Annotated in this window: 12 protein-coding genes; 6 read left to right on the top strand and 6 right to left on the bottom strand. The window is 70.7% G+C overall.

Features of this window, described 5'->3' with window-relative positions:
- Positions 1-117 precede the first annotated feature (117 nt).
- Together DYE07_RS06460 and DYE07_RS06455 are read left to right on the top strand one after the other, a co-directional pair.
- The gene (locus tag DYE07_RS06460) at positions 118-1,164 is read left to right on the top strand and encodes an ATP-dependent 6-phosphofructokinase (protein ID WP_006945748.1); all 1,047 of its coding nucleotides are present in this window, start codon (positions 118-120) and stop codon (positions 1,162-1,164) included.
- Between the two features lie 6 nt (positions 1,165-1,170).
- A complete protein-coding gene (locus DYE07_RS06455) occupies positions 1,171-1,584 on the top strand; it encodes a YqfO family protein (protein ID WP_006945701.1) in 414 nt (137 codons plus the stop codon).
- A 172-nt stretch (positions 1,585-1,756) separates the two neighbouring features.
- Here DYE07_RS06455 and DYE07_RS06450 read toward each other — a convergent pair whose 3' ends face one another.
- Together DYE07_RS06450 and DYE07_RS06445 are read right to left on the bottom strand one after the other, a co-directional pair.
- On the bottom strand, positions 1,757-2,242 hold the full coding sequence (locus DYE07_RS06450; RefSeq protein ID WP_062255792.1) for a hypothetical protein: 486 nt from the start codon (positions 2,240-2,242) through the stop codon (positions 1,757-1,759).
- 10 nt (positions 2,243-2,252) lie between these two features.
- Positions 2,253-3,149 (bottom strand): lysoplasmalogenase family protein, encoded by an 897-nt coding sequence (locus tag DYE07_RS06445; protein WP_115296582.1) that lies wholly within the window; start codon positions 3,147-3,149, stop codon positions 2,253-2,255.
- A 255-nt stretch (positions 3,150-3,404) separates the two neighbouring features.
- Here DYE07_RS06445 and DYE07_RS06440 point away from each other — a divergent pair, with 255 nt between their 5' ends.
- Positions 3,405-4,046 (top strand): hypothetical protein, encoded by a 642-nt coding sequence (locus DYE07_RS06440; protein ID WP_115296581.1) that lies wholly within the window; start codon positions 3,405-3,407, stop codon positions 4,044-4,046.
- An 81-nt stretch (positions 4,047-4,127) separates the two neighbouring features.
- On the opposite strand, the gene DYE07_RS06435 is transcribed toward DYE07_RS06440, so the two are convergent.
- A complete protein-coding gene (locus tag DYE07_RS06435) occupies positions 4,128-5,177 on the bottom strand; it encodes a pirin family protein (RefSeq protein WP_115297099.1) in 1,050 nt (349 codons plus the stop codon).
- A 269-nt stretch (positions 5,178-5,446) separates the two neighbouring features.
- On the opposite strand from DYE07_RS06435, the gene DYE07_RS06430 reads away from it, so the two are divergent.
- Entirely contained in the window at positions 5,447-7,780 is a 2,334-nt protein-coding gene (locus DYE07_RS06430) for a bifunctional metallophosphatase/5'-nucleotidase (protein WP_115296580.1), read from the top strand.
- On the opposite strand, the gene DYE07_RS06425 is transcribed toward DYE07_RS06430, so the two are convergent.
- A complete protein-coding gene (locus DYE07_RS06425) occupies positions 7,771-8,835 on the bottom strand; it encodes a DUF8548 family protein (RefSeq protein WP_115296579.1) in 1,065 nt (354 codons plus the stop codon). The two genes, DYE07_RS06430 and DYE07_RS06425, sit on opposite strands and share 10 nt — an antisense overlap.
- Before the next feature lie 310 nt (positions 8,836-9,145).
- Here DYE07_RS06425 and DYE07_RS06420 point away from each other — a divergent pair, with 310 nt between their 5' ends.
- On the top strand, positions 9,146-9,874 hold the full coding sequence (locus DYE07_RS06420; protein WP_006945717.1) for a response regulator transcription factor: 729 nt from the start codon (positions 9,146-9,148) through the stop codon (positions 9,872-9,874).
- Positions 9,871-11,397: a sensor histidine kinase gene (locus DYE07_RS06415; RefSeq protein WP_115296578.1), complete on the top strand. Its 1,527-nt coding sequence runs from the start codon at positions 9,871-9,873 to the stop codon at positions 11,395-11,397. The genes DYE07_RS06420 and DYE07_RS06415 overlap by 4 nt, the downstream gene beginning before the upstream one ends.
- Before the next feature lie 63 nt (positions 11,398-11,460).
- Here the strand turns inward: DYE07_RS06415 and crcB are convergent, their stop codons facing one another.
- Together crcB and DYE07_RS06405 are read right to left on the bottom strand one after the other, a co-directional pair.
- A complete protein-coding gene (gene crcB, locus DYE07_RS06410; RefSeq protein WP_006945705.1) occupies positions 11,461-11,811 on the bottom strand; it encodes a fluoride efflux transporter CrcB in 351 nt (116 codons plus the stop codon).
- A complete protein-coding gene (locus DYE07_RS06405; protein WP_231729460.1) occupies positions 11,808-12,194 on the bottom strand; it encodes a FluC/FEX family fluoride channel in 387 nt (128 codons plus the stop codon). The genes crcB and DYE07_RS06405 overlap by 4 nt, the downstream gene beginning before the upstream one ends.
- Between the last annotated feature and the right edge of the window lie 73 nt (positions 12,195-12,267).

Below are 12,267 nucleotides of genomic sequence, written 5' to 3'. Positions count from 1 at the left end.
CGCCGGCTGCCGTCCCATCCACATGGCTGCGGGTCTACTCGTCCGTAGGGAGAGACGCGACGTCCCACCCGGCGGTGCGGGTGCCCCCTGCCGCCGCGCATGGGAGAAACTAGGCGCATGAGCATCGGCATCCTGACCTCTGGCGGCGACTGCCCCGGCCTCAACGCCGTCATCCGTGGCGCGGTGATGAAGGGCGACAAGATCTATGAGCAGGAGTTCGCCGGCATCCGTGACGGGTGGCGCGGCCTCATCGTCGACGACGTGTTCTCCCTTCCACGCCGTCGCGTGCGTGGGCTGTCCAAGGAGGGGGGCACCATCCTCGGCACCTCCCGAACGCACCCCTACAACGGCATCGACGGCGTCGGAGGCCCCGACGCGATCCGCGCCGTCATGGAACGGCACGGCATGGAGGGGATCATTGCGATCGGAGGCGAGGGCACGCTGTCGGGTGCCGCGCGTCTCGCCGCTGACGGGCTGCCCGTCGTCGGCGTGCCGAAGACCATCGACAACGACCTGTCGGGCACCGACTACACCTTCGGTTTCGACACCGCCGTCTCCATCGCGACCGAGTCGATCGACCGACTGCGCACGACGACGGAGGCGCACCACCGCTGCATGGTCGTCGAGGTCATGGGCCGTCACGTCGGCTGGATCGCACTGCACGCCGGGCTCGCGAGCGGCGCCCACGCCATCCTCATCCCCGAGGTGTCGGTGACGCTCGCGCAGATCACCGAATGGGTACTGCTGACGCAGGCGCGCGGGCGTGCACCCGTCGTCGTCGTGTCCGAGGGGTTCCAGCTGAAGAACGACAAGGGCGAACTCGAGGACATCGCGGCCGAACGCGGCCTCGATGCCGCCGGACGCCCGCGCCTCGGTGGCATCGGTGAGGCGCTCGCACCGCTCATCGAACGCTCAACCGGCATCGAGACGCGCGCCGCGACGCTCGGCCACCTGCAGCGCGGCGGTGTGCCGACGGCCTACGACCGCGTGCTGGCCACGCGCTTCGGGCACGCCGCCATCGACGCCGTCATGCAGCGCAAGTGGGGTCAGATGGTGGCGCTCTCGGGCATCGACATCGTGACGGTGCCGATGGCCGAGGCGACGAAGGAGCTCAAGACCGTCCCGCGCAAGCAGTGGGACGAGGCAGCCGTCCTGTTCGGGTGATCGACGGTGCATGAGACGCGCTGGGCGCGCGCCGTCCGGCGTGGGGGCCAGTACCTCGGCGCCGGTGACGGGGGTGCGGGCGGCCGCGACGACCTCGTCGTCATCGTCGTGTTCGCCCCTGTCAGCCACGTCGACGCGGTGCGTGACGCTGCGGCGCGGGCCGGGGCGGGTGCGATCGGCGACTACCGCGCGTGCTCGTTCAGCGTCACCGGCGAAGGGCGCTTCGAACCGCTCGCCGGCGCGCAGCCCCACATCGGCGCCGTAGGGCGCCCCGAGGTCGTGCAGGAGCAGCGCATCGAAGTCGTGTGCCCGCGGCGCGACGCCGTGCGGGCGCTCGACGCCATGCTCGCCGCGCACCCGTACGAGGAACCGGCCTGGCACGCCTACCGTGCGCTGTCGAGGGAGGATCTTGCGAGGTGATCGCTGCGCGTGATGCGGCGTGGCGGCCTCGCATGACGCGCTGCGGTGGCCTCGCGTGATGCAGGATGGCGACTGGCGAACAGGGAGGCACGCAGTTGCGCGCCTACGTGTGAGTGACCTGCCATCCGGCGGGCGTCTCCTGCGGCGCCGGGCCGGCGAGCACCCAGACCCGTCAGGGCCACAGCCAGCAGTAGACGTGCTTGCCCTCGTCGCCGGCCGTCAGCGCGAGCGCGACGAACTGGGCCAGGAACTCGCCGAGTTCACGTGGGTCGGCCTCCCACTCGTCGGCGTCCTCGGGTGCTTCGACGGCGGCCCATTGGGCGGCGAGGTCGCCGAACGGCCCCTCGCGCGTCGACATGAGCGCGACGAATCCCGGGTCGACCTGCAGGACGAACTTCTGCTCGTCGTCACTCGTCGCGACGAGCGCGGGCCAGCCGTTCGTCACGAACTCCTCGACGGGCACGCCCGTCAACAGCTCGTTGAGGTAGCCGAGCGCGAGGCCCGGATCGACGACCTGGGAGGGGACGACGTCGTACTCGACTGCCGGAGCGTCGGATTCGTCGTCGAACGGGATCGAGCGCACGCCCGTCTCGAGGTTGACGAGCGCCGCGGCCTCCTCGTCGGACGCGGCGGCGAAGTAGTCGATCTGCAGAGCCATGCCTGCATTATCACCCGCGGTGACATCGCGCGGGAGTGATGTCGTCGGCGGCCAACGCGTCGAGGAGCATCGCGAGCGCCGCGGTGTACGTCGCCATGACGGCGGTGTCGGCGACGCGCCGCAGCCTGCTGTGCGGCAGCAGTTGTCGGGTGACGATGAGGGCGTCGCTCGTGAGGAAGATGGCCCCGCCACGGGCGGTACGGGCGTCGTCCTGGGCGAGCATGGCCATGGCGACGAGGAGCGCCCCGTAGGTCGCGACGACAGGGTCGGGCAGTGCGGACGATGGCGCGTCGGGCGTGCGCGGCTCGGCGGCGCGCGGCTGAACCCTGGCGGCGTCCGGGTTGTGAGCGGCGCTCGGAGCGCTGTCGTCCGGCACGATCGACGAGACGGAATCGCGCCGGGCGGCAACGTGATCGACCACGGCGAGCGCGGCGAGCGTCGTCACGCCGACTGCGATCGTGCGCGGCGTGAAGCGCTGGCCGCGCGTGCGCATGACGGTGAGCAGGCCGAGCTGCTGTACACCGAATGCGGCCGCGCCGCGACGCAGACGACGGCGAGCCGCCGCGCCCTCGCTGCGCGACTCGGCGAGCATGAGGTGGTCGCCGATGGCCGAGCCGGTGAGGGCGACGAGCAGCGTGCCGGTGGTACGACGGCGACGCGGGATCCACGCCCCCGGGCGAGTCGCGACGTCGAGCGCGGCGAGCGGTGCGACGAGATGCTTGGTGACGGCGTGGAGGCGATCGTCGGGCAACAGAGCCCCGAGGCTGGTCGTCGCAGCGACGACGACGTATGCCGCGGCCGAGGGGCGCGTCGTCGCGAGGCGAGCGATTGCAGGGCGCGTGGCCGCGCCGGGAAGTGAGGCGATTGCGCGGCCTGCCGAACGGTGGCGCAGAGGACGCAGTTTCATACCCGCTCACCGTGCGTCATCGTCATCTCTCCTCGAACTCGGGTTCGGTCTCGGGGGCGCGTCAGCGCCGTTCTCGTCCCCTCAGCATCGCAGCTTCGCGATGGCCTCGCGGTGGATATCGACCCCGCGGGCGTGGATAACGGGCAGGCAGCTTCGCGGGGCGGGTTCTGTGTCGCCGCAGTGAGCACGAGGTGGCGAGCTCAGGTTTGCCTGCACTGGTTGGCGCATCTCGCTGCGCGGCCGCATGATCGGCGCATGAATCGCCTGCCCGAACCGCTCGACGAGGTGGTCTTCCCCGCCGAGCTGTTCCGCCCCGAAAGCGTCGACAAGCCCGCCGCGGACGACGGCGTCGTCGCCAACTCACGCCTGACCGCAACGCTCGGCGCCTCGCTCGTCCTCATCCTGAGCGCCGTCGGCGTCACCTTGCTCGACGTCGAGGGGCTCATCGAGTGGCATGCGGGGCTGGGCATCGCCGCGGGCGTCGTCGTCCTCGTCAAGCTGACCTCCACCGGCTACCGGCTCGTGCGTTACTACACGCGCGACGGCCGCTACGTCGCGTCAGGGCCACCGTTCATCGTCCTGCGACTGCTTGCGCCGCTGCTCGTGGTGCTCACTGCGAGCGTCATCGGCACTGGCATCGTGACGCTGTACGAACCGGACACGATCTGGCTGACGCTGCACGAGGCGTCGTTCTGGGGGTGGATCATCTGCGCCGCGACGCACGTCCTCGCCTACGTGTGGCGGCTGCCGAAGGTCATCGCAGCCCCGCGCGGTCAGCGCCCACGCCCTCGGACGGCGCCCGCGGTCACGGCCGTCGTCGCGATCGTCACCCTCGCACTGGCCGTCGGCTTCGCGGTGTGGTTCGTCATGCAGATGCCCGCTCTGCCCGTTGGGTGACGACGCCGGCCGGCCCGTCGTGGGCGACGAGCCGGCCTCGAAGGTGGACGAAAATCGCCGATGGGGACGGCGGCGCGGTGGTCAGGGGGTCGTGATGGTGCCCCCGTGCGGCATGGCGGCCACGGCGTCGCGCAGTTCGGCCTCCGTCGCGCGGTAGGGGCGCAGGGCATCCGCGGGGACGCGGCCGAGGCGTCCTGAGCGGAAGTCCTCGAACGCCGCCATGACCTCCGCCTTCGTGTTCATGACGAAGGGACCGTACTGCACGACGGGTTCCTTGATGGGGCGACCGCCGAGCAGCAGCACCTCGAGCGACGGGGTCTCGACGTCCTGGCGGGCGTCGGCGGTCAGCGTCATGAGGTCACCGGCGCTCGTGACGATCGTCTGACCCGCCGAGATGGGCCGGGGCGACGAACCGTCAGCGGGCGTGCTGCCGATGGTGCCCGAACCGGACAGGACGAACACGAGGCCGTTGTAGGACGCCTCCCACGGGATGTCGGCGCGCACGCCGGCAGGGATCGTCGCGTGCGCCATCATGATCGGCGTGTGCGTGCTGCCCGGGCCGCGAAAGCCGCCGATGGAGCCGGCGATGATGCGGATGAGCGCGGCACCGTCGTGCGTCGTCACGAGCTCGGAGTCCGTGCCGTCGATGTTCTGGTAGCGCGGGTCGGCGAACTTCTGCGAGGCCGGCAGGTTGACCCACAGCTGGATGCCGTGGAAGAAGCCGCCTGAGACGACGAGCTCGGCCGGGGGCGTCTCGATGTGCAGCACGCCCGAACCGGCCGTCATCCACTGGGTGGCGCCGTTCTCGATCATGCCGCCACCACCGTGCGAATCTTGGTGCTGGAAGCGCCCGTCCATGATGTAGGTGACGGTCTCGAAACCGCGATGCGGGTGCCAGTCGGTGCCCTTCGGCTCGCCCGGGGCGTAGTTGACGGCGCCCATCTCGTCCATGTGGACGAAGGGGTCGAGCTCGTCGTGAGGGATGCCGGCGAAGGCGCGCGTGACCGGGAAACCCTCGCCCTCGTACCCCTTCGGGCCGGCCACGTGACGGGTGACGCGGCGCTCGCGGGCCGTGGCCGCGGGTGCGGCGAGGCGCGGCAACGTGAGCGTGTCTGCGGTGACGGCGGGCATGTGATCCTCCTGGCGATCGGTTGCCTGGTTCAACCTAGTTTACATTTCAACTATTCCGCCTGGCGGGGTGGGTGAGGTGGACGGCCGCCACCGCGGTTTCGCCCGTGGTCGACGACGTCAGGCGAACAGTTGGTGAACATCATGCGCAGGGGGCGCTGGGGGCACCCAGGGGGTGGCCAGCCTGCGCACAATGAGGCGCTGTCCTTCCTGCAGCGGCGACGTGCCCCAGGCCGAGCGTCCGCCGAACACTTCGAACCTCGAGGAACCTCATGACCAACCGCATCGCGCGCACCTGTGCCCTCTCCGGTGTGCTCGCACTCGCCTTCGCCGGTGCCCTGACGCCTGCCGCGAACGCCGCCACCGTCGTTCCCACGCTCGACGCCGACCTCACGCCCGTCACGCTGCTCGGCACCAACGATTTCCACGGTCACTTCACGAAGGACTTCGCCTGCACCGTCGCCTCGGCCGAGCAGGAGTTCCCGGGTTCGGCGTTCATCTCGGCCGGTGACAACGTCGGCGGTTCGCCGTTCGAGTCGGCCTCGCAGGACGACAACCCGTCGATCGACTACCTCAACGCCCTGAAGCTGCAGGTCTCCTCCGTCGGCAACCACGAGTTCGACAAGGGCTTCGACGACCTGACCGGTCACGTCCAGTCGCGCGCGCAGTGGACCTACCTCGGTGCCAACGTCTACGAGAAGGGCACGACGACGCCCGCGCTGCCCGAGTACAAGGTGCTCGACGTCAACGGCGTCAAGGTCGCCGTCGTCGGTGCCGTCACGACGGACACGAAGAACATGGTCGGCGCCGACGGCATCGCGAGCATCGACTTCGGTGACCCCGTGGCCGCCGTCAACCGTGTCGCCGCGAAGCTGAAGGACGGCGACCCGTCGAACGGTGAGGCCGACGTCGTCGTCGCCGAGTACCACGAGGGTGCGCCGGAGGGCGGCAGCGCGACGCTGGAGCAGATGGAATCCGCGAGCCCCGTCTTCAAGAACATCGTGACGAAGACGAGCGCGAACGTCTCTGCGATCTTCACCGGCCACACCCACCAGCTGTACGACTGGGACGCTCCCATGCCTGACGGCGACGGCACGCGCCCGATCATCCAGACCGACTTCTACGCGCACAACCTGGGCATCCTCAACCTCGGCTACGACAAGGCCTCGGGGAAGGTGAAGCAGTACTCCGTCGTCAACCGCAAGGTCACGGCGCCGACGGACGCCTGCGCGTCGCTGCCCGCCTACACCGCTGCCGCCTCCATCGTCGACTCGGCGAACGCCCGCGCCGCGCAGATCGGTCAGCAGGTCATCGCACAGGCCACGGGCCCGATCACCTCGGCGCTCAAGCCCGACGGCTCGCGCGACGACCGTCTCGCCGAGTCGAACCTGTCGAACGCCATCGCGCAGAGCTACGTCGACTCCCTCAACGCGCCCGGTCGCCCGGGCAGCGTCGAGATCGGCATCATGAACCCCGGCGGCGTGCGCGCCGACCTCGTCCCCGACGCCGCGGGCAACCTGACGTTCGCGCAGGCCGCGGCCGTCATGCCGTTCAACAACACGGTCGCGACGCGTGAGATCTCGGGCGCGACGTTCGTCAAGCTCCTCGAGCAGCAGTGGCAGCCCGACGGCGCCTCCCGCCCGTTCCTCAAGATGGGCCTGTCGAGCAACGTCACGTACACGTTCGACGAGACCAAGCCCGCGGGCTCGCGCATCACCAGCGTCATGGTGGGCGGCAAGCCCATCGACCCGGCGGCGAAGTACACCGTCGCGTCCAACTCCTTCCTCATGGCCGGCGGAGACAACTTCACCGCCCTCAACGAGGGGGGCCCGATCTCCGACTCCGGTCTCATCGACCAGGGCCTGTTCGTCGAGTGGCTCAAGGCGCACAGCCCGGTGAAGCCGTCGTACGCCAAGCAGTCGCTGTCGATCCACGGGCAGCCGACGAACGTCAAGGCCGGGGAGAAGGTCGAGTTCACCGCCTCCGGCTTCGACATGACGAGCAAGAACTCGCCGACGAACACCTCGGTCGAGGTCTCGATCGGTGGCCACGTGGTCGGAACGTTCCCGATCAGCGCGACGAGCGCCGCCACCCCGCCCTACCCGGCCAACCACGGTGAGGCCACGATCTCGTTCACCGCCCCGAGCGACCTCGCCGCCGGCGACGCCGTGATCACGCTGAGGGCCAAGGAATCCGGCACGACGGGCAGCTTCCCCGTGACGCTCGAGGCCGGCGCCACGACGACCCCAACGCCGACGACCGAGCCGACCACGCCGACGACGGAACCGACGACGCCGACGACGGAACCGACGACGCCGACGACCGAGCCCACGACGCCGCCGGCCGGTTCGACGACGCCGACGACGGAACCGACGACGCCGACGACCGAGCCCACGACGCCGACGGCCGGTTCGACGAGCTCCACCACCGGCGCGACGGAGACCGGTTCCGCTTCTGACAGCGCGTCCCCGACCACGACGACGGGGCCGAAGGTCGACACCGATGGCGTGAGCAACGAGCGCGCCGTCACAGGCCTCGCGGGCCTGGCTGTCGTCGTGGTAGCTGCCGGTGCGGGCATCGCGATGCGGCTGCGCCGTCAGAGCTGATCGTCGACAGCAGGGGGCTCATCGGCCCCCTCACGCGCAGCGCCGTCGTCCCTCACGCTGGGGCGGCGGCGCTTCGCCGTGAGCGCGCCGCGCCACATCTGGTGCTCGATCGCGGCGGGCGTGATGCCCAACTGGACGGCCGCGGAGACGATGACGGCGTGGAGCTCGTCGGCGGTGAAGGTGTGGCCGGTGGCGCGGCGCGCGAAGGATCGGGTGAGGGGGCACAGCATGACGTCGTCGCACCCTGCGGCGAGCAGCAGATGACGCCACGTCGAGCCGGACGACTGGCCGGGCAGCACGCACCAGGCCCGTCGGAGGTCGTCGTCGTGGGCGGCCGCCACCAGGTCGGCGCATGACTCGATACCTCGGCCCGCGAGGAGCGCCGCCGCCTGACGGATGACGGCGCTCTTGTGGGGTGCGTCCACACTGGCGCGGGTGCGGTGGCCGGTGCCGATCTCCTCCCGCCACGTCGTCTCGCCCATGAGATCGAACGCGTGCAGCAGCTCCGACGCGGTGCCCGCCCCGAACGCGGCCTCGTGGCGGGCGACGACGGCGTCGACGGTGCTCGTCATGACGCGGGGCGTCATCACCGCATCGATGACGGCGCTGCTCAGGCCCTGACGCACCGGCACGGCGCGCCATGTAGACGGAGTGCCGCGCTCGAGCACGACGGCGACTGCGAGGGTCGCCGCGCACGACTCGAGATCGTCCCCTGGAACGAGACCGTCCTCGAGAGCTGGCTCGTTCTCCGGAGCAGGCGCGTCTTCGGGAGCGGCCGACTCACCGGCCGTCGGGTCAGCAGGGGACGGCTGGCTGGCCGACGGCGCCTCGTCCGACCCGAGGCCGGTTTCCGCCGGGCCGCCCGCGTCGGGATCGTCCGCCCCGGGGCCGGTCGCACCGAAATCGCCCGGCAGCCGATCGTCATGCGGCACGACACTGTCATGTGTCAGGAGGCCGGGGCTCATCCACGCGCCGACGAGCGTCGGTGCGGCGTCGTCGGGGGTGTCAGGCGCGGGGGTGTCGAACACGGGGCTGGGTGCCAGATCGTCGCTCATGGCTCGAGCGTGGCGGGCGGGCCATGAGCGGCGCCAACGTCAGCACGGCCACCCTGTGGATCAGCCTGCTCTGGCAGCGGAAAGAGCGCTCCAGCCGTCCGGCCTGTGGACGATGCGCCCGCGGTGGGAAGAAAGCGGCGGTGAAGGTCAAGACCTCCACCGCCGCTGGGGTGCCCAGGACGCATCACACCAGGGGGGAACGGGAGCACCTTCCTGGGCACGAAGATGAAACTATCGCCCCTTCCTCAGAATTCCCTCTCATGGAACTGTGGTCTGTTTCGCGCGTCTCGGCGGCTTCTATCGTGGGAGCATGAACACCCGCGAGGCATCCTTTCGTCACGTCACCGGACGTGCGGCGCGCGTCCTCATCGTCGACGACGAGGAGGGCCTGCTCGCGTCGCTGTCGGCGGCGTTCACGTTCCAGGGCTGGCAGGTGCTGACGGCGACGACCGGCTCGCAGGCCGTCGCCCTCGCGCGGCGCGAGAGCCCGGACGTCGTCGTCCTCGACATCGGGCTGCCGGACACGGACGGTTTCGACGTCCTCGCCCGCATCCGCTCGATCTTGCCCGAGGCGGGAGTCATCTTCCTCACGGCGCGGGATGCGTTGGAGGACAGGGTGAGTGGCATCCGGCAGGGCGCTGACGACTACCTGACGAAGCCGTTCAGCCTCGAGGAGGTCATCGTCCGCGCCGAGGCGCTCATGCGCCGCAGCGGCATGGTCGCGCAGGGGCAGGGCGAGCATCTCGTCGTCGACGACCTCGTCATCAACACCCTGACGTACGAGGTGTCGCGCGCCGGCGAACCGATCCGTCTGACCGCCACCGAGTTCGCGCTCGCGCGGCACCTGGCGCAGAACGCGCGTCGCGTGTGCTCGAAGCAGGAGTTGCTCGCCGCGGTGTGGGGAGAGGATTTCCAGGGCGGTGAGCACGTCGTCGAGCTCTACATCAGCTACCTGCGCAAGAAGATCGACGGGTCGCATCCGGCGCTCATCCACACGGTGCGGGGCCTCGGATACACCATGCGACCCGCCGCGGGATGAACCTCGCACGGCTGCGGCCACGCAAGCTGAGCACCCGCGTCGCAGTGCTCGTCATGACGCTGACGATGGTGCTCGCCGCCATCGGCTGCATCGCCTCGTTCCTGCTGTCACGCGCCGTCATCCACGCGAGCATCGACGACACCCTGCACGTTGCGGTCAACCACGAGCACACGTCGGCGCAGGAGCTGGCGGAAGAACTACCGTCCGGGGCGATCGTCATGGTGCGACGTGGCGACCGGCTCGACGTGCGCGCCAACGGCCCCGACCGCGTGGTGGCGGCGGAGGACGCCACCGCGCTGCGAACCGAGCTCGATCGCCCGGACGGCCTGCGCGACGTCAAGCTGCCCGAACGCGACGACATGCGCGTCGCCACGCTGAGGCAGCCCGGCACCGAGGTGCTCGCTGCCGTCAGCATGGAACCTGCGGAGCGCGACCTCACCCGCCTCGCCGCGTGGCAACTGGCACTGTGGGTGCCCGCGGGCATCGTGGCGAGCGCCGTCGGCGTGTGGCTGACGCGACGTCAGGTGCGGCCCCTGCAGGCCGTCACGCGCACCGCGCGCAGTATCGCCGAGACACCCGCGGAATCGGTGGAGGACGCCGTCAGCCGCCGTGTGCCCGAACCGCGACGAGCCGCCGACGAGGTGGGGGTGCTCACGCACGCCATCAACGATCTGCTGCGTCAGGTCGAGGCGGCCCTCGCGCGCCGCGACGAGAGCGAGGCCGCCCTGCGCACCATGCTGGCCGACGTCAGCCATGAACTGCGCACGCCGCTGGCCGTCGTGCGATCGCATGCCGAGCTGTCCGCGTCGATGCTCGCGCGCGCCGTGGAGGCCGAGCGATCCGAGGCGGCGGGCGACTCTGCCGGCGGGGGCCTCCCGGGCGTTGAGGGCCAGGATGGCGGCGCTGACCACGGACGTAGGGCGGCGAGTGACGTCCGAGCGCTCGAGCTCGAGCTGGCGCCATCGCTGCGTCGCATCGAACGCGAGAGCATCCGCATGGCTCGCCTCGTCGAGGATCTGTTGCTCCTCGCCCACCTCGACGCCGGCCAACGCGCGGCACAGGAAAGCGTCGACGTCACGTTCCTCGCGTTGGAGGCGTTGTCCGACGCGAAACTGATGGCGCCGCAGCACCTGTGGGCGTTCGACGCGCCGGACGAGGCGTGCGAGATCGTGGGCGACGAGAACGGGGTGCGCCGCGTCATCGTCAATCTGGTGACGAACGCGCGACGCCACACGCCCGCCGGTACGCGCGTGCAGCTCAGCGTGCGCGACGCCGGCGACAGCGTCGTCGTCGAGGTGGCCGACGACGGGCCGGGGCTGCCCGCGTCCGTCGCCGCCGAACCAGGGCGACGTTTCAAGGGGGCGTCGCGTTCGGACACCGATCGTCGCGGTGGGCTGGGCCTCGCCATCACGATGGCACTCGCGGAGTCGATGGAGGCGAGCATCCACTTCGACTCCAGCACTGCCGGCACGACGGCGATCGTGACGTTGCCGCGCCGCCCCGCAGCGCTCGGGGCTGAGTGAGCTTCGGTTCCAGCCGGTCGCGGTGTCGGATGCGCGGCTCGGCAGCCGGCCCGAGCCCGGCCGTCAGGCGATGCGGTGGGCCAACAGGATGACGGCGACGCAGACGACGACGCTGCCCACCGCATACGCGAGAGCTGTGGCCGCGCGCCGTGCGCGCAGCAGGGTGAGCGTTTCGACGCTCGCGGTGGAGAACGTCGTGAAGCCGCCGCAGACGCCCGTGACGACGAGGGCGCTCAACCATCCTGGGCGAGGATGCGCGGTGAGGACGCCGAGCACGAACGAGCCGAGGAGGTTGACGGCGAACGTCGAGTGGGGCCACGTGCGTGGGCCGCGGGCCTTCATCTCTCCGTCGAGGACGAAGCGCAGGACGGCTCCGACAGCGCCGCCGAGGGCGATGAGCGGCCACGTCATCATGCGCTGCTCCGAGGTGCCCAACGGGCGGTGACGACGGCCCCCGCCGCCGCGGCTACGAGTCCGAGCGCGACCTCCGCGACGGCGAGGCCCACTCCCGACCCAGCGGAGCGTTCGGCGACCTCTCGCGCGAACGTGCTGTACGTCGTGAAGGCCCCGCAGAACCCGGTGCCGAGCAGCAGACGCCAGGCCGGGCGGTCGCCTGCGCGGGTGAAGAACTCGAGCAGCCCGCCGAGGACGAACGCGCCGACGAGGTTGACCGTCAGCGTCGCCCACGGCGCATGCATCGCGGCCGCAACACCGGCGCGGGCCACCGCCCCCGCTGCGCCGCCCAGGGCGACGAGAGCGACCATCGAGACGCGACGATGCAAGGCGGGCGAACTCACGGCCCGAGCCTAGGCCATGACGCATGACGCCGGCGGCTCACCCGATGCGCGGGTGAGCCGCCGGCGCCTGCTC

Source organism: Dermacoccus nishinomiyaensis, assembly GCF_900447535.1.
GTDB classification, from domain to species: domain Bacteria; phylum Actinomycetota; class Actinomycetes; order Actinomycetales; family Dermatophilaceae; genus Dermacoccus; species Dermacoccus nishinomiyaensis.
Note: the sequence above shows the minus strand (reverse complement) of the source record. Positions and strands in the feature narration are given on the sequence as shown.